19 protein-coding genes are annotated in these 21,358 nt (G+C 46.1%); 13 read left to right on the plus strand and 6 right to left on the minus strand.

The annotated features are described in order from the left end of the window. The first annotated feature begins 369 nt into the window (after positions 1-369). From DESPCE1_RS0100290 to rsmA, 3 genes are all read left to right on the plus strand, one after another. Positions 370-1,530, plus strand: coding sequence for a glycosyl hydrolase family 18 protein (locus DESPCE1_RS0100290; RefSeq protein WP_014792056.1), 1,161 nt, complete (start codon positions 370-372; stop codon positions 1,528-1,530). 174 nt (positions 1,531-1,704) lie between these two features. Continuing rightward, positions 1,705-2,313, plus strand: coding sequence for a ribonuclease M5 (gene rnmV, locus DESPCE1_RS0100295; protein ID WP_014792057.1), 609 nt, complete (start codon positions 1,705-1,707; stop codon positions 2,311-2,313). Continuing rightward, positions 2,276-3,133, plus strand: coding sequence for a 16S rRNA (adenine(1518)-N(6)/adenine(1519)-N(6))-dimethyltransferase RsmA (rsmA, locus tag DESPCE1_RS0100300; protein ID WP_019849114.1), 858 nt, complete (start codon positions 2,276-2,278; stop codon positions 3,131-3,133). Before rnmV ends, rsmA begins: the two co-directional genes overlap by 38 nt. A 106-nt stretch (positions 3,134-3,239) precedes the next feature. On the opposite strand, the gene DESPCE1_RS0100305 is transcribed toward rsmA, so the two are convergent. Continuing rightward, positions 3,240-4,826, minus strand: coding sequence for a methylenetetrahydrofolate reductase C-terminal domain-containing protein (locus tag DESPCE1_RS0100305; RefSeq protein WP_019849115.1), 1,587 nt, complete (start codon positions 4,824-4,826; stop codon positions 3,240-3,242). 425 nt (positions 4,827-5,251) lie between these two features. Between DESPCE1_RS0100305 and DESPCE1_RS0100310 the strand changes: the two genes are divergently transcribed. Both DESPCE1_RS0100310 and DESPCE1_RS0100315 read left to right on the plus strand, forming a co-directional pair. Continuing rightward, positions 5,252-7,018, plus strand: a complete 1,767-nt coding sequence (locus DESPCE1_RS0100310) for a methyl-accepting chemotaxis protein (RefSeq protein ID WP_014792060.1) — start codon at positions 5,252-5,254, stop codon at positions 7,016-7,018. Between the two features lie 242 nt (positions 7,019-7,260). Beyond that, entirely contained in the window at positions 7,261-9,027 is a 1,767-nt protein-coding gene (locus tag DESPCE1_RS0100315; RefSeq protein ID WP_019849116.1) for a methyl-accepting chemotaxis protein, read from the plus strand. On the opposite strand, the gene DESPCE1_RS0100320 is transcribed toward DESPCE1_RS0100315, so the two are convergent. Together DESPCE1_RS0100320 and DESPCE1_RS0100325 are read right to left on the minus strand one after the other, a co-directional pair. Further along, positions 9,017-9,772, minus strand: a complete 756-nt coding sequence (locus DESPCE1_RS0100320; RefSeq protein WP_019849117.1) for a heparan-alpha-glucosaminide N-acetyltransferase — start codon at positions 9,770-9,772, stop codon at positions 9,017-9,019. The two genes, DESPCE1_RS0100315 and DESPCE1_RS0100320, sit on opposite strands and share 11 nt — an antisense overlap. 147 nt (positions 9,773-9,919) lie before the next feature. After that, complete coding sequence (locus DESPCE1_RS0100325; RefSeq protein ID WP_014792065.1) at positions 9,920-10,768, minus strand: glycosyltransferase; 849 nt, start codon at positions 10,766-10,768, stop codon at positions 9,920-9,922. Positions 10,769-10,925: 157 nt separating this feature from the next. Here DESPCE1_RS0100325 and yabG point away from each other — a divergent pair, with 157 nt between their 5' ends. Continuing rightward, the gene (yabG, locus tag DESPCE1_RS0100330) at positions 10,926-11,759 is read left to right on the plus strand and encodes a sporulation peptidase YabG (protein WP_014792066.1); all 834 of its coding nucleotides are present in this window, start codon (positions 10,926-10,928) and stop codon (positions 11,757-11,759) included. A 753-nt stretch (positions 11,760-12,512) separates the two neighbouring features. Here yabG and DESPCE1_RS0100335 read toward each other — a convergent pair. Beyond that, the gene (locus tag DESPCE1_RS0100335; RefSeq protein ID WP_014792067.1) at positions 12,513-12,860 is read right to left on the minus strand and encodes a L,D-transpeptidase; all 348 of its coding nucleotides are present in this window, start codon (positions 12,858-12,860) and stop codon (positions 12,513-12,515) included. A 135-nt stretch (positions 12,861-12,995) separates the two neighbouring features. Here DESPCE1_RS0100335 and DESPCE1_RS0100340 point away from each other — a divergent pair, with 135 nt between their 5' ends. Both DESPCE1_RS0100340 and cphA read left to right on the plus strand, forming a co-directional pair. Next, positions 12,996-13,805 carry a cyanophycinase gene (locus DESPCE1_RS0100340; protein ID WP_014792068.1) on the plus strand — a complete coding sequence of 270 codons (810 nt, stop codon included), beginning with the start codon at positions 12,996-12,998 and terminating at the stop codon, positions 13,803-13,805. A 113-nt stretch (positions 13,806-13,918) separates the two neighbouring features. Next, positions 13,919-16,570 (plus strand): cyanophycin synthetase, encoded by a 2,652-nt coding sequence (cphA, locus tag DESPCE1_RS0100345; RefSeq protein ID WP_014792069.1) that lies wholly within the window; start codon positions 13,919-13,921, stop codon positions 16,568-16,570. Positions 16,571-16,697: 127 nt separating this feature from the next. On the opposite strand, the gene DESPCE1_RS0100350 is transcribed toward cphA, so the two are convergent. Continuing rightward, a complete protein-coding gene (locus DESPCE1_RS0100350; RefSeq protein WP_019849118.1) occupies positions 16,698-17,150 on the minus strand; it encodes a DUF4405 domain-containing protein in 453 nt (150 codons plus the stop codon). A 60-nt stretch (positions 17,151-17,210) separates the two neighbouring features. Next, the gene (locus tag DESPCE1_RS22185; RefSeq protein ID WP_156831314.1) at positions 17,211-17,426 is read right to left on the minus strand and encodes a ferredoxin family protein; all 216 of its coding nucleotides are present in this window, start codon (positions 17,424-17,426) and stop codon (positions 17,211-17,213) included. 130 nt (positions 17,427-17,556) lie between these two features. On the opposite strand from DESPCE1_RS22185, the gene DESPCE1_RS0100360 reads away from it, so the two are divergent. The 5 genes from DESPCE1_RS0100360 to spoVG all read left to right on the plus strand — a co-directional run bounded on the left by DESPCE1_RS0100360 (position 17,557) and on the right by spoVG (position 21,202). Beyond that, positions 17,557-18,231 carry a MerR family transcriptional regulator gene (locus DESPCE1_RS0100360; protein ID WP_014792071.1) on the plus strand — a complete coding sequence of 225 codons (675 nt, stop codon included), beginning with the start codon at positions 17,557-17,559 and terminating at the stop codon, positions 18,229-18,231. Between the two features lie 149 nt (positions 18,232-18,380). Beyond that, on the plus strand, positions 18,381-19,253 hold the full coding sequence (gene ispE / locus DESPCE1_RS0100365) for a 4-(cytidine 5'-diphospho)-2-C-methyl-D-erythritol kinase (RefSeq protein WP_014792072.1): 873 nt from the start codon (positions 18,381-18,383) through the stop codon (positions 19,251-19,253). Next, complete coding sequence (locus tag DESPCE1_RS0100370) at positions 19,246-19,965, plus strand: GntR family transcriptional regulator (RefSeq protein ID WP_014792073.1); 720 nt, start codon at positions 19,246-19,248, stop codon at positions 19,963-19,965. Before ispE ends, DESPCE1_RS0100370 begins: the two co-directional genes overlap by 8 nt. Before the next feature lie 11 nt (positions 19,966-19,976). Continuing rightward, positions 19,977-20,804 (plus strand): pur operon repressor, encoded by an 828-nt coding sequence (purR, locus tag DESPCE1_RS0100375; protein ID WP_014792074.1) that lies wholly within the window; start codon positions 19,977-19,979, stop codon positions 20,802-20,804. Between the two features lie 143 nt (positions 20,805-20,947). Further along, positions 20,948-21,202: a septation regulator SpoVG gene (gene spoVG, locus DESPCE1_RS0100380; RefSeq protein WP_005814955.1), complete on the plus strand. Its 255-nt coding sequence runs from the start codon at positions 20,948-20,950 to the stop codon at positions 21,200-21,202. Positions 21,203-21,358 lie beyond the last annotated feature (156 nt).

A 21,358-nucleotide genomic window follows, 5' to 3' on the forward strand; every position in this document is an offset into this window, starting at 1 on the left:
CCCGACTCCGCTGCAGTCTTTTCGCGAAGATTGCTTACCTGCTCGCATAGAATCCGTTCTCTGCCTTAAAGCAAAATCCTTGGGCTGTCTTTCAGGTTTGAGCGGTGCGTATATAGGATAAGCTACTGGCCCGAGGAGCTTTTATTTTTTTCTTTTCTTTCATATGCTTATAGTTTCCCGGATAGTTAACTTATTATCGGGAACATTAGAAACAAGGAATTTGCGCCGTATTTTTGTTGTTTTATAATGAGGTTAAATCTCTAATGTAAAATAGTGGATTGGTATTCCAGCAATACTTATACATAAGGACAATTGAAGAGGGGACAATAAAGTCAGTGACCGAATCAAGATGAAGGAGTTGATCTCAGAATGAAGCGGTTTCTGACTTTAAATTTAATAGCTGTTCTGGTATTGAGTCTTAGCTTAGTCGGGTGTAATAAACCTCAACAACAACAGCAAAGCACCCAAGCGCCGAATCAGATCGCTACTGAAAGCGGCGAACCTCCAAAAGCTGAGGCAGAGACCCGTGAGGATGTTCTAGGAAACGAGAAGCGTGTGGTCATGGGCTTTTATACGGATCCTGAAGGGGAAATTCCCGGATCCAAAGAATCCATGATGAAGAACATCAAATTGATGGATGAGGTTTCCTTCTTCTGGTATTCCTTTGATGCCAATGGAAAAATCCTCACCACTGGGAAAAAGGATCTCAGCATCAAAGAAGCAGCGCAAAAGAATGGAGCTAAAGCCTACGCTTTGATCCATAATATGCGTGGCGGTCTCTTCGATGCCAATCTGGCTCACAGTGTCTTCGCCAATCCTCAGACCCGGTCCAAATTTGTCAATAATATTGTGCAATTGACACTGAATGAAAAATGGGATGGAGTGGCCATTGATATCGAAAAAACTCCACCCGCCGACCGCAATAACTTCACAACCTTCTTAGGGGAACTCCATGGTGCCTTAAAAGCCAAAGACAAAGTGCTCAACGTGTCCATTCCGGCTAAGTTCATCGATTATCCATCCGACCTTTGGTCTGGTGCATACGATTATGCAGCCATCGGTAAAAATGCCGACCAAATCGTGCTGATGACCTATGATGAGCATGGACTGGGAACCACCGCCGGACCGATATCTTCCCACGCTTGGGTGAATAAGGTGATCTCCTATGCCGTCACCAAAATCCCAAGGGAAAAGATCGTTTTAGGACTTCCTGTCTACTCCTTTGACTGGGGCTCCAACAAGCCCACCATGCCCGATTATCTCTCCTTTGATCAAAGCATGGCCCGTGCGAAAAAACATGGGGTACAGGTAGGATACGATGAAGAGCATAAAGTTCCCTGGTATACCTACACAGCCAATGGCGTTCGTCATGAAGTATACTTTGAAAATAAGCAAAGCTTACAACCCAAGATGGAATATGCCCGGGAGCATAAACTCCATGGCGTGGCTATCTGGAGAATAGGGATGGAAGATCCGGCAATTTGGGACAGCTTAGTTAAGACCTACGGAACCAATAAAAATAAGAAATAGCTAACCAGGCAGATCCGAAACGGGACACACGTAAGGAGCAGAAGAATCTCTTCTGCTCCTTTCACTTTTTTGTAGGTGCCTATTTGTGAAATTTGTGAAGGTAGGTTAAGATAGAAAAGATAAGAATACATACATTCATTTGATTTATAGTCCCGGGAGGAATTGTCGAAAAACATGGTTGAAGAGTTAATCGTAGTGGAAGGTAAAAATGATGCTCATGCAGTGCGCAGAGCTTTAGGGAATGTGGATGTACTTTGGACGGAAGGTTATGGGTTGACCCAGGAAAAATTGCTTTACATCGCCGAGATGGCAAAGCGCCGGGGAGTGATCGTGTTTACGGATCCTGACTCCGTGGGGGAGCAAATCCGGGAACGAATCCGGCGATACGTGCCGGAAGCCAAGCATGTTTATTTGTCCAAAAAAGATGCCCGTTCCCCAAAAGATGATGATATTGGCGTAGAAAATGCAAGCCCCGAGGATATTCAAAAGGCTTTCCAGAAGATTAGGACGGATGCACTCCATTCTGAACAAAATAACAGTGGAGTTCAGGTTAAAGAGGTGCTGTTTGAAATAAAAGATTTGCTGGAAGCAGGGCTGGTGGGATTGAACCATTCTGCAGAACGACGCTTGGCTGTGGGGAAAATCTTAGGTATTGGGGATGCTAATGGCAAGCAATTTTTACATCGCTTAAATCGGTTTGGGATTACCCATGAGGAATTTGACAAGGCGGTTAGGGAGGCTATTCATGGAGAACGCAGCGAATTATACCCGGCGCATCCTTAAGGGCGGTGCTAAAGCCCATAAATCCTTAGGGCAGAATTTTTTGATGGATGACCGGGTCATTGAGAATATAGTGGCAGCCAGTGTCAAAGAGCCGGCAATCCCCATCGTAGAGATTGGACCGGGACTGGGGGTCCTTACCCGGGTCTTGGCCCAAAAAGCTCAGAAGGTATGGGCGGTAGAGCTGGACCAGGGAAAAGTGAATGTACTGCAGAAGGAACTGCAAGGATTACCGATAGAGATTCTCAATATGGATGCATTAAAGCTGAACTTAAAGGACATCTGGGGAACAAAGAAAGGGGTACTGGTGGGGAATCTCCCTTATTACATTACCAGCTCTTTGCTTATGCATTTTTTGGAGCAAAAGGACTCCTTGCATAGTATGGTGGTCATGGTCCAAAAGGAAGTGGCAGATCGTTTAGTTGCCAAACCTGGCAGAAAGGACTACGGAGTGCTTTCCATAGCAGCCCAGGTCTCAGCCCAACCGGAGAAACTGTTTGAAGTCCCGCCCCAAGCTTTCTGGCCGGCACCTAAAGTCACTTCAGCAGTAGTGCGCTTTGACCTGCGCTCTTACCCGGGATTCCGGGTACAGGAAAAGGATTTCTTTCGAGTAGTAAAGGCCTCTTTCAGTCAAAGGCGCAAAACCTTAGGAAATTCCTTGGCCGGAGGACTTGGCATCCCTAAGCAGCAGGTCGGTGAGATTCTCGCCGCAGCCGGAGTGGATGAACAAAGGAGAGCGGAAACCTTAAGCATAGAGGAGTTTCAAGCGGTGACGGAAGCGGTTTTAAAAATCCAGGTCAAAGTGGCAGAACTCAATAAATAGGGCATTGGCCTTACTTATTTTGAAAATGATAACGAATAGCTATGGAAAAAGTGATAGAAAAAGCAGCAAATTACAAAGAATTTGCTGCTTTATTATTTATAGTTTTTTATTTAGACACGTCTTGCTTAGTCGAATCTACGCCCTTAGCCTTCTCCTCTTCTTCAGGAGTGGGAATACCCAAGATTTCTCCAGAGTGATCCCGTCCTAAGAAGAAGTTAGACCATGAGGAGGTTTGATACAAATCCCAATTGGCCGGGGGAATATGATGAGAATCCAGATCCCCTTCCTCACTATATTTCTTCAAGCGGGCATAAGCTCTGACATAAATACACTGCTTCTGGTTGGGGTAAACCTCACACCAGCCCTGATAGCTTCCGCCGCAGGCACCGTTCCTTTGGTTCTTGGGACATTGAGACATAGGACAGAGATAAGCCAGTTCGAACATAGCACAGTCCCCGCAGTCCTTACAGTCGTTGGTGATGACTTTTGCCAGGTGTTCAAAGCCGTGTTTGCGGTTATCCTTACGTCCTTTATAAATCTTGCGCATGACGGGGAAGAAGTTTTTGCCGGGGGTGAAGAGCATGCTGTGCATCATTCTCATACCGCTGTAAGCTACTCCCACAGGGGCATCCAGAGGCAAGTTCTTCCGATTGACAGGTGTGGTGGTATTGAGGCCGGTTTTGGGATCCTTTTCATAATAATAGAAACCATTGGGCATAGGATAATCAAACTCAGGAATCAGAGCCATCCAGTCTTTGCTGAGCTCCTCGCCCTTTTCAATCACATATTCCACTTGCTCATATTTGATATTATGCCCGCCGATATGAACTCCGGCAAAGCCCATGCCTTTCATGAGAGCGTACATCTTAGCGGCTCTCAGCAAGCGGGCACCGACCCCTTTATCCTCGGCTGTTCTTTCCTTATCAATTTCAGCCAGGAGCTTATCCGTGACAACACAGCCCGGCAGCTGATTCTGGTTCATAATCTTGGCTGCACCGAAGGGGAGGATATAGATATTGCCTACAAGGGGAACATTCAGATCATTAAGCTTCATGAATTGGAGGACTTCATGGATTTTACGGACATCATAGCCAAGCTGGGTGACAATAAATTGGGCTCCGCTGGCCACTTTTTTCTTCAGTTTATAATATTGGACCATTTGCTCTGCTTCCGTGCCCTTAAAGGGAGAAACGGCGGCACCGGCAAAGAAATCACTGGTTTGGTGATAAGACATTCCCTTAGGGCCAGGAATACCAAGCCCTTGATTCATTTGGGTGATGAGTTCTAAAGCATGGGTAGGATCAAGGTCAAAGACCGGCTTGGGGCGGCCTTTAAAGCCAGAGACCGTATAATCTCCGGTCATTACCAAGAGGCTGCGGACTTCTGCCCGATCAAGAGCATAAAGCTGGCTCTCCATCTGATTGCGGTTCTTATCCTTACAGGTAAAATGGACAAGGGGCTCTATTCCCAGCTTGAGAATCTCCTGACCAAGATAATCGGCGAGAATAGCAGGGTTTCCTCCGGGGTTATCGGTGATGGTCAGGGCATGAACCTTACCGCCCTTAGCTGCCTGTTCTGCAGCAAGCAATGCGCTTTCTTGAGCTTTCTCACGTGCTCCTCTCCCAGGGACCAGTTCCCAAGTGACGGAGAGGGTGTTAGGGTCCAATAAAGACTGTTTAAAACGGTTCTCCATTTCTATCCCTTTCCCTTCTCTAAGTGTTTTTTCCACCTTATCTATTGGATTTAGTCTCTAGGATTCCGTATTGCCTCCTTCCTCATAGAGATAAACCCAGGCAAAGCATGTCAATAAGATTGTATAACAATTTAGACAATTCTTTCAATTAAAAAATGCATTATTTTCGAGAAAATTTTCGTTTAAAAATAACTTTTATAATAATCTTGCCAAAGTGAATGTTTTGGTTAATAATACATAGTAAACTATAGCTATTCTAATTTTAAATGGTTTGTCCAGTTTTGTTGAGGGACAAAATCTGGAATGAACGAATCTACCCAAATATTACACCACCCATAACATCTTTTCAATGCATCAGGCTCAAGAGAATTCTCAAAAGTTAGAATTATCAATTGAAGTGAAGACAGGAAAGGGAGGGATGGCGGTTGAAAAGCATTAGAACTCGATTGATTTTGGTATTCCTTTTGACATCCATTATGATGGCCGGCATTGTTGGCGGGTTTAATATCTATAACCAAACGGTGTTGACGCAAAAGAATGTGGATGACTATCGCAAAACTTTATATGAGGAATACGATCGAGGGATCAAAATGAATGTGGAGATCGCCATAAGCATGATCCAAGGGGTCTATCAGGAGCAGCAAATGGGGTTATTGACTGAAGCCGAGGCTAAGGAAAAAGCCGCAGCTCTGGTGCGTAAGATCCTCTACGATAATGGAAATTATATTTGGGTGGATACTGTCGAGGGAATCAATGTAGCCTATCTGGGTAAAGACTCCGAGGGAAAAAGCCGGATTGATGCAGTAGACCCCACTGGCTTCCTTTACATAAAAGAACTGATCAAGAACGGGATGCAGGAGGGCGGAGGGTACACGGATTATCAATTCGCCAAGCCCAATGAATCAGAGCCTAAACCAAAGCGGGGCTATACACGGCTCTTTGAGCCTTATGGCTGGATCGTGGGAACAGGGAACTGGGTCGACGATATCGAAACCAAGGTTAGTGAAAAAGAAGTTTATTATAAACAACAAATGTTGAAAGATATTATTAAAGTAGTGTCCGCCATGGTTATTGGCCTAGGAGTGGTTGCCGTCCTGGCTTTTGTCATCAGCCAGCGCATTTCCCAAAGAGTTCAGCGAATCGCCCAGGGGGCGAGAGAGGTTGCTCAGGGTAATCTGACCATTGAAAAGATTATGGTGGACACTCAAGACGAGCTGGGTCAATTGGCTGAGGACTTTAATCAAATGACCGAAAATCTGGCGGAAGTAGTGAAGAAGGTTGCCTACGCTTCCGAGCAAGTATCCTTGACCTCCCAAGAGCTTTCAGCCGGTGCTGAAGAGTCTGCGCAAGCGGCTATGGAGGTTGCCGCGGCAGTCACCGATGTTGCACAAGGTACGGAAAGGCAAATAAGTTCTGTCAGCGAGGTCTCCGAAGTCGTGCGGGAAATGGCGGCAGGGATGGCGCAGGTTTTGACCAATACAGGCTATGTGGTTCGTTCAGCTGAGGGAACCTCTCAAGCTGCTGCTAAAGGTCAGGGGTCGGTACAAACCACTATTGAGCAAATGAATCATATCCAAAGGGTGGTTAACCATAGTGCGGAATTAGTGGAACATCTGGGGCTCCGCTCTCAGGAGATTGGTCAAATCATAGAGACTATCTCCGGCATCGCGACCCAGACGAATCTCCTGGCCCTGAACGCAGCCATTGAAGCTGCCCGGGCGGGTGAACAAGGGCGAGGGTTCGCCGTGGTTGCCGAAGAGGTAAGGAAGCTGGCGGAACAATCCCAAGGGGCGGCCAAGCAAATCTCTGCTCTGATCTCGGAAATCCAAACGGATACAGTGAAAGCTGTAGAGGCTATGCAGGATGGAACCCATGAAGTAGAGAAAGGGGCAATGGTGGTCATCGAGGCGGGAAGTGCTTTTGAAGAGATTGCACAGCTCATTCAAGAAGTAACCCGACAAGTCAGGGGTATATCTGCTGAGATTGAGCAAATATCCCACGGAAATGAACGGATTATTCGGGCGGTGGAAGAAGTGGATCAGATCAGCCGGGAGATTACGGATCAGACCTATGGTGTATCCGCCTCCACTGAAGAGCAGTCTGCTTCTGTAGAAGAAATTGCCTCCTCCTGTCAGGTGTTGGAGAATATGGCCATTGAATTGGAAAAGATCCTGGCAAGATTCAAAGTGTGAATGAGATCATTTAAAAAATCGGAGTTTTATATTAAAGGTCACAGCTTTAGCTGTGACCTTTTTGCATTAATCGTCGAATATTCCCAAAATAATGACTATTGGCAATAAGCAAAATTAATAAAATTATGTTGCATTATGGAAGCAAATAATGAATAATGGTTTAAGGGTCTGACCGCCAATTTTTACATAATTAATGCCTGTATTACAAAAAAGAGTAAAAACTAAAGAGAGGAGCAAGAAAATTGAAAAGTATCAGGGCACGTCTAACGTTAGCATTTATCTTGACATCAGTACTAATGAGCATTGTTGTTGGGGGCTATAATATTTACCGGCAGATGGATATGGTAGAAAAGAATGTAGCAACCTACAGGGAGACCCTCTTTGCCGAATACGACCGGGGAATTAAAACGGATGTAGAAATTGCTATCAGCGTCATTGAGAAGGTATATAAGGAACAGCAAGGAGGTTTGCTCACAGAGGAAGAGGCTAAGGTCAAGGCCGCCGACTTAGTTCGGGATCTTCGCTTTGAAGGGGAGAATTACTTCTGGGTCGATACAACTGAAGGAATTAATGTGGTTCTGCTGGGGCGGGATACAGAAGGAAAAAGTCGTCTTGATGCGGTAGATCCGAACGGTTATGCTTATGTGCGGGATGGATTTGTTAAAAATGCACTGGCTGGTGGGGGCTTCTCCAATTATGAATTTGCCAAACCCAATGAGACGGAGCCTAAACCCAAGAGAGGGTATACCCAGCTCTTTGAACCCTATGGCTGGGTGGTAGGAACCGGCAACTGGGTGGACGATATTGAGGTGGAGGTTGTTAAACAAGAGCTGATCTATCAAGATCAGATGTTAAATGATATTATCCGGATTGCCGTCGCCATGATTTTGGGTTTAGCCCTGGTGAGTGCATTTGCCTTTAAGCTTAGCCAGAATTTCGCCAGGAGAATTAAAATCGTGGCACAGGGCGCCAATGAAATTGCACAGGGCAATCTAAATATTGAGAAAATCCAAGTGGATTCACAGGATGAACTGGGTCAATTGGCTCAAGATTTTAACCATATGACGGAGAATCTTATTCAATTGGTCAAACAGGTTTCTCTGGCTTCGGAACACATCGCCTCTTCTTCTCAACAATTATCTGCTGGGGCCGAACAATCAGCCCAGGCTTCTAATGAGGTAGCAGGTGCTATCACTGAGGTTGCTCAGGGGACAGAAAAGCAGATGACCGCAGTGAATGATGTGGCTGCCGTGGTGGAAGAAATGGCAGCGGGAATGGGGCAAGTGTTAAACAATACGGAATATGTGGTTCGTTCAGCTGAGGGAACAGCAAAAGCCACCGAGAAAGGTCAACAATCTATCCATACAACCATTAATCAAATGGACCATATCCAAAAAGCGGTTAATCATAGTGCTTCTTTAGTGGAGCAACTGGGTATTCGTTCCCAAGAAATTGGACAGATCGTTGAGGCCATCTCCGGGATCGCGGATCAGACCAATCTTTTGGCTCTCAATGCAGCTATCGAAGCAGCACGGGCCGGAGAACAAGGAAGAGGATTTGCGGTGGTTGCTGAAGAGGTTCGGAAGCTGGCTGAGCAATCCCAGATTGCAGCGAAACAAATAGCCGATCTCATTGGGGAGATTCAAGAGGATACCCATAAAGCTGTAGACTCTATGAAGAATGGAACACAAGAGGTTGAGATAGGGTCCAAGGTGGTCTATGAGGCAGGCAGTGCTTTTGAAGAGATTGCCAGACTTATTCAAGAGGTCACCGAGCAAGTTCGGGGTATCTCCCATGAGATTGAGGAAATTTCCCGAGGCAATGAACGGATTGTTTCCTCCATTCATGAAGTCAATCAGATCAGCAAATCCATTGCCGAACAGACTCTCAATGTGTCGGCTTCTACTGAGGAGCAATCGGCCTCTGTGGAAGAGATCGCCTCCTCCAGCCAAATGCTGGCCAAAATGACAGAGGATATGGAGCAGGCACTTCGTAGATTCAAGATATAAAGGCGAAGTTTTTTAAGGTAAAGATAAGCCCAACTAAAATGGGCTGGTGTATTAAATAAATCCATAAGGAGTGGCGGCTGATCCATGTAAACATGGGGTAAGCCGCTCTTTTCTTTTGGGGAAAGCTATTATGATTTTTCTTATTTTTTAATTTCTTTTTCTCCAAAGCAGCAGAGGCTTTAGTCACTTGTTGATTCGCAAAGAAATAACGATAACAGAGAACTCCCAAGAAGGTTACCCCGCTATAAGGAAATAAAGGGTAAAAATCCAAAGTGGAAAAGTCAGGATAGATGAACCCCAGAGGAAGGAGAAGAGGGGTGTTCACTACTTGGTTCTTAATAATAAATCCGATGCCTATGGCCAGAACCGAGCATAGAAGGAGTACGCCATTGGGAAGTTTTCGAATCAGAGGATAGAGAGCCATCATAACCCCTAAGAAATGGAGAATTCCAAAGCGGATATATTCCCCGGGAAAGGCGACATAGGTCACCAGGGTAATAATCATCCCAAAAAATAAAACCCGCAGTCCGTTTTTAAGGGGATGCTTGCTTAAACCGCTGCTTAGGCCGGAAAGGAAAATAAAAAGCAGAGCAGCCGTTTTACCGATGATAAACCATAAAGGGTTATTCACATCAACAGCCAAATTGGTCCATTGATCTAAATCATAAATGAGATGATAAGTAATCATTAAGGCAAGAGCCAGAGTACGTAAACTATCAATGACGGGAAAACGGTTTGGGGACAAGAGCTTCATCCTCTCACAATTAATCAAAGCCTGCCATTATCATGACGGGCTTTTGAAAAGGCAATGCCTTTAGGCGACGCCGAATTTTCTATATTACTCATATTATATCAGGTCAGAAAGTGAACACCAAGGTACCAGTTTCATAAATTACCCGCTAAACTGTACATCTCTTGGAATGATTAAATGATTTTCACAATAGGAATGAGAGGCGTTTAAAGATTCTGCCCAAAGCTGGAGAATATCAAAGCGCCGTTCGGGATGATATCCCAGCATTTTGTGTTTTCCCAGAGAACGTGTGACCTCTTCGTTACGAGCCAAAGTCAGCCCCATCACACAGTCGCCGATGATGGTCTCGGCGATGAGACGAGCATGGCGGCGGTGCTTGCGAGGGGATTTAAGATCTTGATGGCGTATGGAGGTGGCTACTTTAACCTTGAGGTCGAAACGCTTGGCTAAGACCAGAGTCAGGGGAGGAATAGCGATTGCTTCAGGGATAAGCAGTTCCAGTGCCCGAGCAGATAAGGCGTGGGGTCCATGGGTAGGGGTAGCATTTCCTAAAAACTGAAAATAGCCTAATTCCTTATTCAAACTTCCCCTAAAGCGCAGGACAAGATTAGCCAGCTTAGCGCGGTGAGTAATGTAAGGATAGCAGTTGGTTAAGGCTACATCCGTACCTTCGTCTAAGGCGGCCAGGAGTCTTGATAAGCCGTCATAAATATCTCCCGAAGTATCTCCATCCACAAAAAGGACTCCATGAGTATTAAGGGAACGGGCATAAAGAGCCCCAATGGCCCGGGGGACATCGATGCCCAGGGGGTCGGCAAAATAAATGGTATGGATGCGCTGATCCAGGATGGAGCGGGTCAAATCCAGAGTCCGATCGGTACACCCATTAAGAACCAAGATGGCTCTTTTTATGGGCAATCTTAATACGGTTGCTAAGACAGCCAGGATGCTTTTTTCTTCGTTTTGGGCGGGAATGATCACATCGTACATGCTATCCCTCCTCAGGGAAGCTTATTTTAGCTGTTCAGAATGTCTTTCAAAGAATAGTATTGTAAACCTTACTTTCCAAGCAGAGTTTTCTATATTTATATGCCTTTTTTTTTCTTTGGTCATAGGATATAGGGAAGAGGTCGGAAGGAGGGCGCAAATGTTAAAAGTTGGCGACGTTGTAGCTAGAAAATCCCATAAACAAGACTTATTTTTCCGTATTGAGCAAATAATGTCGGTTAAGGGAGAGCGGATTGCAATCTTAAAGGGAATTAATCTTAGGCTTATAGCTGATGCACCTCTTCAGGATTTGGTGGAAAAAAACCCATCAGAAGTCGCTCATTATCAACGGGAAGATTACCAGGATATATACAATAAGCTGAAAATAGTGGTCAATCAGCGTAAATATGTTCCAGAGGCTCAGGATGAATTCTATGAAATTCCAGGGCGGGTGCTTCACCTGGATGGGGATGAGGAATATCTAAGTCAATGCATCAAGACATATCAACAGCTGGGACTGGACGCTAAAGGAATCTGCATATCTGAAGTGGAGCAGCCTAAGAAGATACGGCAGATTCTTCAGGAAAATCCTACGGATATCGTGGTCCTCACGGGACATGACGGGTTTCTCAAAGGAAAAAAGGATTTCAAGAGCCTTGATAGCTATCGGAGTTCCCGCTTCTTCGTTCAATCCGTCATTGAGGCCCGCCGCTTCCAGCCTAATCGGGATGCCCTGGTAATTTTTGCCGGGGCCTGCCAATCCAATTACGAAGCCATTATCAGAGCAGGAGCTAATTTTGCTTCCTCTCCCAAAAGGACTTTGATCCATGCCTTTGACCCGGTCTTTATCGTGGAGAGAATCGCCTTTACTCCCATTGATCAGATGGTATCCCTGAAGGAAATCATTCAGCATACGGTCACCGGTACCGACGGCCTTGGCGGAATCGAGACCCGGGGTCATCTCCGCAAGGGGTATCCGCGAAGCCCTTATTAATCATGGAAGAGCGCCTGCATTCATCCACGCAGGCGCTTATTACATTTTTAGCTGTCTGCTCAGAAAAAGGCTCCTAGAAGCCAATTTTCCAGGATTTTGCTTTCGGCGTTCACTCTATAAGCTGCGCGGAGCAATCTAATCGCTCAAGACCTCCGCTACGCCGGGTGTACCTGCGCCGCTAAGTAGTCTCCGTGGCGTGTCGGCTTGGGCGAAACCCTCGCCCGGGTTTCGTGCCCAAATCGCTCCTGCTCAATGGGCGGTTGGAAACGTCCTGTTTCCAACCCGACTCCGCTGCAGCCTTTTCGCGAAGAGTGCTTACCTGCTCGCTTAGAATCCGTTCTCTGCCTTAAAGCAAAATCCTTGGGCTATCTTTCGGGCCTGAGCAGTACGGATGTAGGATAAGACTACACGACCCGAGCAACATTTTTATCCTTTGCTGGTGCCACCCCGCGGCATGGGTGTCTACCCTGAAAGAGGCTTATAAAAAGCTCCGGAAAAAGTGCTAAAAAAGGCCCGCAAGTGTAGCTTAACGCACAGGAGCGAACGGATTTAGCGGAGGGGCGGTCAGGTAAGCGAAGCTTTCTTAACGTAGCGGAGCCACCGGTTTACATCAGGTACTACCTGGAGGTTTGGCGCAGCTGTTAAGAAAGCGAGTTCACCAGCCCTGGAGCTATGAAGTGAGCGATGTGCGTAAGGCTACCCGCCCAGACAACGCTTTTCATCCTTTACTGGCCCTGGGCACGGTATGGCCAGCTACTCCGTTATAACCACCGGCGTCCCCACGCCGACTTGGTTATAAAGAGCTTCCACATGATGATTATGCATACGAATACAGCCTAAGGATGCTTGAGTACCGATGCTGGAGGGCTTGTTTGTTCCATGAATCCCGTAGTCCGGGAGGGATAGGCCAAGCCAACGGGTTCCGAAGGCTCCGCCGGGATTAATAACCTTAGTAGACACAGCATAGTTCCCTAGAGGAGTGGGGGTTGCGTTTTTGCCTACGGCACAAGGATAGCAGGCTAAGAGTTGATTGCCATCATAGAGCTCTATTTGTCGCGAGGAACGACGGATCATAATTTTTCGCTGGGGTATCGGATTCATCGGGTTACCTCCTTCCCTATTCCTTTAATCAGTGTATGTTTTCTGAAGGTAAAGGAAACTCAATCTTTTTAGATTCTGAATAATCCGCAGGGGTTAAAGCGGAAAATAAGAGAAGCAAGCAAAGGGAGGAATTTCATGAATCATTACGTGGAGGGCAAGCTCTTAATCATCGGTGGAGCCGAAGACAAAAAGGGAGAGTGTAAAATACTGAAGCGGTTTATCCAAGAAGCGGGGGGAAAGGAAAGCCGTGTGGTGGTTTTGACCGCTGCCACGGAAATGCCGGAGCAGGTAGGTTCTGAATATAAGGAGCTCTTTGAAAGCTTAGGGGCTCCTGAGGTACAGGTCCTGGATATAGACGAAAGGGTCTCAGCCAATCGGGAATCCGTATCTCAGGAATTGCAAAAGGCTACCGGGGTTTTTTTCACGGGAGGAGACCAGCTGCGCATCACAGGAATTTTAGGGGGAACCCGTTTAGGGACAACCTTACATAGCCTTTATCAAAGAGGAGTCATTATTGCCGGAACCAGTGCCGGGGCTTCAGCCATGTCCGATACTATGATCGTGGGCGGGGAGGCGGGTACGCCCAAAAAAGATACCTTAACGATGGCGCCTGGTCTTGGTCTGCTTCATTCAGTTGTCGTGGATCAACATTTTGCCCAGAGGGGTCGTATCGGTCGACTGCTTTCAGCCATCGCCCAAAACCCTAATGTTCTCGGGGTGGGTATTGATGAAGATACCTCCATTCTTGTCTATTCGGATGGGCATTTTACTGTGGTAGGTAACCAGACCGTTACAGTGGTGGATGCTTCCCCTACCATGGCCAGCAATGTATCGGAAATTTCGCCGGGCCAAGCCCTCGTTCTTACCCCTGTTCTCATGCATATCTTGTCCGATGGCTATCGTTTCGACCTCAAAAGAAGAGCGGCAAACATAAATCTTACTTAGGGTATTTACCTTAGAACATCTGGAAAAATGGGAAAAAAGAATATTGTGCCGGAAAAAGGTAAAAATACTAGAGGTGTACTTTTCCCATAGGTTGAAGGAGGACAAATAGCACAATGGAGATACTGAAAATCCAGGCGATCCCGGGAGCTAATGTCTACAGCTATCGACCGGTCATCCGGGCCGTCGTGGATCTCCAGGAATGGACAGAACGAACAAGCGACACCTTTGGAGACTTTAATACCCGTCTGGTTCAATGTTTGCCCACTCTTTACGAGCATTTTTGCTCCCGGGGCAAACCGGGAGGATTTGTAGAACGGTTGAATGAGGGAACTTTAGTCGGACATATTATTGAACATGTAACCATCGAGCTCCTCACTCGTGCAGGACAGAATATTCCTTATGGGAAAACCCTATGTCTGCCTGAACATCCAGGTCATTATGAAATCATTTTCAATTACGATTCACTTGAAGGAGGAATCGAAGGCTTCAAGCAAGGCTATAACCTGGTGCAAGAGTTGCTATCCGGACAAAAACCCATTGTCACAAGCAAGATCGAGAGCATTAAGGAAGTTATTCGAAGGTTTGAGCTGGGTGCTTCTACCCGGGCAATTATTGAAGCTGCCGCAGGGCGGGGTATTCCCGTTATACGTTTAAATGACAGCAGTCTTCTGCAATTGGGCTATGGACGCAACCAAAGGAGAGTTCAGGCTGCTATGAGTGACCAGACCAGCTGTATCGGTGTGGACATTGCTTGTGATAAAGGGTTGACGAAAAAGCTGCTCTATGAAGGGGGAATTCCCGTTCCCGATGGGGTGATTGCCTGGGATGAAGAAGAGGCAGTGGAAGGATTTCACCAGCTGGCTCAGCCTGTCGTGGTCAAGCCTTATAACGGAAACCAGGGAAAAGGTGTGACCCTGAAGCTTAAGAACGAGGCTGAGGTTCGGGCGGCCTTTCGAGTGGCTCAGGCCTATGGGGATCAAGTGGTCGTCGAGGAGTATATTGAAGGAAAGAACTACCGGCTGCTTGTGGTGGGTGGAAAAATGGTGGCAGCTGCCGAGCGTATTCCGGCTCATGTCATCGGAGATGGGGCTTCTACGGTGGAAGAGCTTGTTCATCTCGCCAACTCCGATCCCCAGCGGGGAGAGGACCATGAAAAGGCCTTAACCAAGATAAAAATTGACCCTGTTGTCCTGATGACCTTGACCCAAAAGCAGATCTCTTTGGAGACCGTACCTGCCGATGGGGAGGTTGTTTATCTGAGAGATAGCGCTAACTTAAGCACAGGGGGAATTTCCGTGGATGTTACGGATCAAGTTCACCCTGATAATGCTGCTTTAGCCGAGTATGCTGCGCGAATCGTTGGGTTGGATATTGCAGGGGTAGATATGGTCCTGGAGGATATTGAGCAGCCTTACCAGGAGCAACGTGGAGCGATTATCGAGGTCAATGCGGCTCCGGGCTTAAGAATGCATCAATCCCCAACCGTGGGCCGGCCTTTGGATGTGGGGAAGACCATCGTTGACCGTGTCCTGCCCAAGGGAAATGGAAGAATTCCCGTCATCTCGGTTACCGGAACCAATGGTAAGACGACAACCACGCGGATGATCGGAAAAATGCTGATGAATCGGGATTTAGTAGTGGGAATGACCGCCACAGACGGTATTTATGTAGGGGGTAAGCTCCTTCTCAAGGGAGATACCACCGGACCGGAAAGTGCTCAGATCGTTCTTCGTCACCCTGATGTTCAGGTGGCTGTGCTGGAAACGGCACGAGGCGGGATATTGAGAGCCGGGCTGGCCTATGATTATGCCGATGTAGCAGTAGTGACCAATGTAGCCAACGACCATCTTGGCCAGTATGGAATGGAAAGCTTAGAAGATATTGCTCATGTCAAAAGTCTTATAGCCGAGGTCGTTCGTCCCCATAGCTATGTGGTCCTCAACGCCGATGATCCATTAGTTGCTTCCTTTGCCCGGAAAACTAAAGGCAAAGTTATTTTCTTCAGTACCGAAAAAGATAACATTACTATACGCAAGCATTTGGCTGTGGGAGGGATCGCCGTCTTCGTACGCAGGGGGAATATTCTCCTTTGCCAAGGGGAGCAGTCCCATAAGATTTGCGGGGTAAAAGATCTGCCGGTGACCTGGAATGGGAAGGCCCTCCATAATTTACAGAATGCTTTAGCGGCCATCGCCGTGGGATGGTCCCTGGGGCTTGAGGGTGAGGGAATCCGCACTTCTTTGTCGGAGTTTACATCCGATCCGGAATGCAATCGTGGACGTTTGAACCCTTATACGATTGGGGGAGTTCAGGTCTTCATCGACTATGGTCATAATGCGGCGGGGGTTAAGGCCATTGCCCAGACCTTGAGGAAGTTTAAGGCTCCCGCAGTGGTGGGTTGTGTGACCGTACCAGGAGACCGGCCGGATGAAACCATCCGGGAAGTCGCCCAGGTAGCGGCCAGAGGTTTTCATCGGCTGATTATTCGCGAGGATGGGGATCTGAGGGGACGGCAGCCTGGTGAAATTGCCGGGATTATCATGGAGGAAGCTATTGCTTCAGGTATGGATCCCCGAAGAATTTCCGTTGTTCTTCCAGAACGGGAAGCTTTCTGCCACGGCTTGGATACCTGCAAACCCGGAGAGATTTTCGTAATGTTCTATGAACACCTGGAGCCTATTGAGGAAGAAATCGCCCTCCGTCTCGAATGCGGCCAATTAACTAAAGAAGGGTTTCTTGAAGTAGGCAATCTAGGAGCCATCTAGTTCCAAAGCTATCGCAATGAAGCATGCTCTCCTTACTGCTAAAGTGCTTGGCAGGAGGAGAGCGTGCTTGGAAACGGTAGGATGATTGAATACAATCACCGTTTTCATTTTAAGTCTTCTAATTGTTTCAAATTTTCTTTTGCATGTGAAAAAACCTATGCCAGCGCCGTTTGATGTGTACTGTTAGACTGAAAAGTAGAAAGAGACCGATAATGTTATGCGAATCAATCAAGTGATGATGTTGTATTGATTCCTGAAAAATGCTTCCTGCCTGGGATAGAGCTATCCAAGCGTAAAAACCGGTTCCCATTACTAGAATTGATTCAATGAAAAGAAGTCGATGCCTAGTCAGGAGTTTCCAATAGCGTCTCTTGTGAATTATACAACCAGTCAGAAATGCGATTGCCATTACTCTGTGGGTATTTAACCATACTGACTTCTGCACACCTATAAACGTTTCGCGTATGCTGCCGTCACCCACGTGGAATTTTAAAAACATTATTAACCCTGTACCAAACACACCAAGATATACTGCAAGAAGGAATATATTTATTCGGCGGTTTTTCTCTTTCTTATTCAATACTCTTTACCTCCTTTGTGTTTGGTGTCTAAATTAAACATCTTCCCCTGGCCAAAAAGCTCATTCATCCCCCTTTTTTGAATATTTAATGATGGCTCCAAATTCACATTCTTTTTCACATTGATAGCAACCAACACAATTGTCGGGATGAGCAAACCTAACATGCTTGTGAAAAGGCAGATTAACTTTTCCAAGTACCTTCTTCTTGCAGGAAAGGATACATTTCCAACATGCCTTGCAGAGATTTGTGTTAATTACTAAATAATTATTGTGCAAAAAGCATTCCCCCCATACTATAAAGTGTAAAGTGACACTTATCGATTACTATATTAAATTGTTATTTTTAACTTGTCAATGTATAATTCTAATAAGTGTATAATTCTGATAAGTGGAGGTTCAGATCTAATTGGAAGAACAATTTCGAATGAACGAAATCACCAAAAATACCGGCATTAACAAGTCAACAGTTTTATACTATTTATCCTTAGGCCTACTTCCGGATCCAATAAGAACATCAAAAAACATGGCATATTATCCTGCTATATATCTTGATATTATCCCTGTAATCCGATATCTCCAGGAAAAAATGCACTTGCCTTTGGGTATTATAAAACAACTAATTGATAATATTGGTTTTCAAAGATTTACAACAGAAAATGCGATTCATTATTATGAAACATTCCTAAGCCCGCTCAAGCAAAAGGAAGATCATGTTTTTTATAATAGCAAAGAATTCATAAATATCTCAAACCTGGAATCTCATGAAATTCGCCAATTGGAAAACAGCGAATTGCTTTTTCCATCAGGAAGTGAATTATATTGCAATGAAGACTTGCTTGTAGCAAATGCGTTTAAAAAGCTGAAAGACTATGGGATTACAGTTTCTGATATTAAAAAATTAGCTGATAAAACTGAAACATTAGCATATGAGATTCATGAACTCTATCACAAATATGCAAAAGGATTAGACTCGGAAGAAGAACAAGAACTTACAAAAGCTATGCGTAAGGAGCTTGAGACGATCTTTGGTTATTTGATAAATAAATACATGCAATTAATTTATAAAGAAGAGAATGAATAAGTATATTCTTCCTTGCCATCATGAATAAGAACCTTTCACGGTGCAAAAGTTGAGTTAAATAATTAAATAAGACAGATACTAGAAGAACCGGGTTATCTTAGGGTATAATAAATAGAAATACTATTCGAACGTTCGGAAGGGATAGGGTAATGATTAAGAATCAGGTTGAAATGTTCGCCTACGCCAAAATAAATCTTGCTCTGGCCATAACAGGCCGTCGTCCCGATGGGTATCATGAGTTGGAAAGCGTCATGCAGTCCATAGGAATCTATGATCGGATACGAGTGACCTTGGCGGAGAGTGGAATTCAGTGCTCCTGCGGAGTATGGAGCGGCCCGGAGAATCTGGCTTACCGGGCAGCGGAAGCCTTTTTAAGCGGGCTGGGGAGCAGCCAGGGTATTTATATTGAAATTGAGAAGAATATCCCTGTTCAAGCAGGATTAGGTGGAGGAAGCGCAGACGCCGCGGCAACCTTGCAGGCTCTGAATAAACTCTTTAAGGAGCCCTATACTCAGGAGCAACTGAAGAGCTTTGCCGCCCAGCTGGGTGCGGATGTGGCCTTTTGTCTGAAGGGTGGGACCCAATGGGCAACCGGTGTGGGTGAAGAATTAAGAGATTTACCTTATGCTCCGAAAATCAATCTTATTCTCATTAAACCTGACCAAGGGGTAACTACTGCCGAAGCCTACCGTACCTTTGACCAGGAAGGAAGATTCTCTCATCTGGATTATGCAATGTGGCAAGGGGCTTTGGCATCAGGAAGAACAGAAAGCCTTATCCCCCTCCTGTATAACGATTTAGAGCCGGCTTCCATGAAGATTCTCCCGGAAATAGCCTGGGTCAAAGAAGAATTAATGAAGCAAAACGGATGTCTGGGAGCTTTAATGTCCGGCAGCGGATCCGCAGTGTTTGGAATCATTGAAGCTGCGGAACAAGCGGAAAGAATTGCTGCGATATGGAGAGAAAGACAATATAATGTCTGGATAACGCATACTATAGAAAGGGGAAATATTTATGGGTAGAAAGCTGGTGCCAGTAAAACTCGATAGTTACAAACCCTTAAGAGAGATTGTGTTCGAATCCTTGCGCGAGGCCATTATCAATGGAGTTCTTGAACCCGGTGAACGCTTAATGGAGATCCAATTGGCTGAAGAAATGGGGGTAAGCCGCACCCCGGTCAGAGAAGCGATTCGTAAGCTGGAGCTGGAAAACTTCGTCGTCATGATTCCACGTAAAGGAGCCTATGTGGCCGGAGTGTCCCATAAGGATGTGGCGGATGTGTTTGAAATCCGTTCCGCTCTGGAAGGCTTAGCTGCCGGACTGGCGGCAGAACGGGCTACAGATCAGGAAATTGAAGAGATGGAACGGTTCCTCCTTTATTATGAAGGGCAAGAGATGAGTCTGGAGCAGATGGTGAACTCGGATACGGATTTCCACGCTTTGGTCTATAAGGCCAGCCGCAACGAGCGCCTGATTCAGATCCTGGCCAATTTGCGGGAGCAGATCCAACGGTTTCGTGCTACTTCCCTGTCCGTTCCGGGACGGCTTAAGAATGCCATCGATGAACACCGCAACATTGTGGAGGCGTTAGCCCGCCATGATGTGGAAGAGGCACAAACGTTAGCGACGGCTCATATTGTGACGGCTGAGAATGTTATGTTTGAAGCCCTGCGCCTTTCCAAGGAACTGGGAGACTCTAAGGAGAGCAGTGAAGCCAATTCTGAGAAAGAATAGAGGGTTAGTCCGTGGAAAAGATGAAACGCGCTGAGCGAATGGTTGCTGTGATGCAAGTGCTCATGTCAAAACCTAATATGTTGATTCCTCTGACCATGCTGGCTGAACGCTTTGGGGCTGCCAAATCCACCATCAGTGAAGATCTGCTGGCCGTTAAGGAAAGCATGCGCTGCACAGGTCAAGGACGTTTGGAGACTGTGTCAGGTGCTGCCGGGGGAGTTCGTTATATTCCGGAGATTTCAGCAGAGGAAGCCCGCGAATTTCTTGTCAATTTAGCGGAGCGCTTAAGCAGTCAGGACAGGGTCCTAGCCGGTGGGTTCCTCTATATGACGGATCTTCTTTACGACCCCTCTATTTTACGTCCTTTAGCCTTAATCTTTGCCGGTGTTTTTCGGGAGAAAAAACCGGATGTGGTGGTTACGATCGAGACGAAGGGCATACCCCTGGCCTTGGTTACAGCAGAGGCCTTAGGGGTACCTATGGTCATCATCCGTCATGGTAACAAGGTCACGGAAGGAACTTCTGTCAGTATCAATTATGTCTCCGGTTCTTCAAAACGGATTCAGTCCATGACTCTTGGACGAAGAGCGTTAGAGCCCGGGCGGAAGGTCTTAGTCATTGACGATTTTATGAAGGCCGGCGGAACTGCCTTAGGAATGATCAATCTTTTGAAGGAGTTTGACGCCGATGTGGTCGGACTAGGGGTCTTGATGGAGACACCTCGGGAAGAAGAACCCAAGCTTGTCGATCATTATCTATCCCTTCTTCAGCTCAGGGAGCTGGATCCTTTTAAGGGAGTCGTCCAGGTGATTCCTCAGAATAGTTACTTATCACTCTAAAAAACGCTTCCCTTACAGAAAGATCGGGACATATAAGCGAAAAAAAGAATTTTTTCGCTTAAAAGAAGGAGTTTTTTACCATATAGAGAATATGTTTGGTAAGAATATTGCTGGTCACCGGATGAGAAGGGTGGTGATTCATAATGAACATTACTGACGTACGGGTACGGAAGGTGAATGTCGAGGGCAAGATGAAAGCAGTTGTTTCTGTTACATTCGACAATTCGTTTGTCGTTCACGATGTGAAAGTAGTGGAAGGGACAAACGGGCTTTTCGTTGCTATGCCCAGCCGGAAAACTCCGGAAGGTGAATTCCGTGATATAGCACACCCTATCTCTTCTGCAGCCCGCGAAGTGATTCAAAACGCAGTATTAAAAGCTTACCAGGAAGCAATGTAAGACAAGCATTTGGGAGGAAGAGACCCTGTATAGGGGTCTCTTTTGCTCATGAGTTAGGGAAAAGACTCCATAGAAAGATGAAAAACAGGCAGAGAAGATGTATAATGAAAGAGGAATTTGCTGTTTTTTGACGAATTAAAGTTTTTTGGGTATTGA

The organism is Desulfitobacterium sp. PCE1 (assembly GCF_000384015.1).
Taxonomy (GTDB): Bacteria; Bacillota; Desulfitobacteriia; order Desulfitobacteriales; family Desulfitobacteriaceae; genus Desulfitobacterium; species Desulfitobacterium dehalogenans.

Excerpts from the sequence above, each read along its gene's own strand:
- spoVG (WP_005814955.1), top strand. The coding sequence starts at position 20,948 with ATGAACATTACTGACGTACGGGTACGGAAGGTGAATGTCGAGGGCAAG.
- DESPCE1_RS0100325 (WP_014792065.1), bottom strand. The coding sequence starts at position 10,768 with ATGTACGATGTGATCATTCCCGCCCAAAACGAAGAAAAAAGCATCCTG.
- rnmV (WP_014792057.1), top strand. The coding sequence starts at position 1,705 with ATGGTTGAAGAGTTAATCGTAGTGGAAGGTAAAAATGATGCTCATGCA.
- rsmA (WP_019849114.1), top strand. The coding sequence starts at position 2,276 with ATGGAGAACGCAGCGAATTATACCCGGCGCATCCTTAAGGGCGGTGCT.
- DESPCE1_RS0100290 (WP_014792056.1), top strand. The coding sequence starts at position 370 with ATGAAGCGGTTTCTGACTTTAAATTTAATAGCTGTTCTGGTATTGAGT.
- DESPCE1_RS0100305 (WP_019849115.1), bottom strand. The coding sequence starts at position 4,826 with ATGGAGAACCGTTTTAAACAGTCTTTATTGGACCCTAACACCCTCTCC.
- yabG (WP_014792066.1), top strand. The coding sequence starts at position 10,926 with ATGTTAAAAGTTGGCGACGTTGTAGCTAGAAAATCCCATAAACAAGAC.
- DESPCE1_RS0100340 (WP_014792068.1), top strand. The coding sequence starts at position 12,996 with ATGAATCATTACGTGGAGGGCAAGCTCTTAATCATCGGTGGAGCCGAA.
- cphA (WP_014792069.1), top strand. The coding sequence starts at position 13,919 with ATGGAGATACTGAAAATCCAGGCGATCCCGGGAGCTAATGTCTACAGC.
- DESPCE1_RS0100370 (WP_014792073.1), top strand. The coding sequence starts at position 19,246 with ATGGGTAGAAAGCTGGTGCCAGTAAAACTCGATAGTTACAAACCCTTA.
- ispE (WP_014792072.1), top strand. The coding sequence starts at position 18,381 with ATGATTAAGAATCAGGTTGAAATGTTCGCCTACGCCAAAATAAATCTT.
- DESPCE1_RS0100335 (WP_014792067.1), bottom strand. The coding sequence starts at position 12,860 with ATGAATCCGATACCCCAGCGAAAAATTATGATCCGTCGTTCCTCGCGA.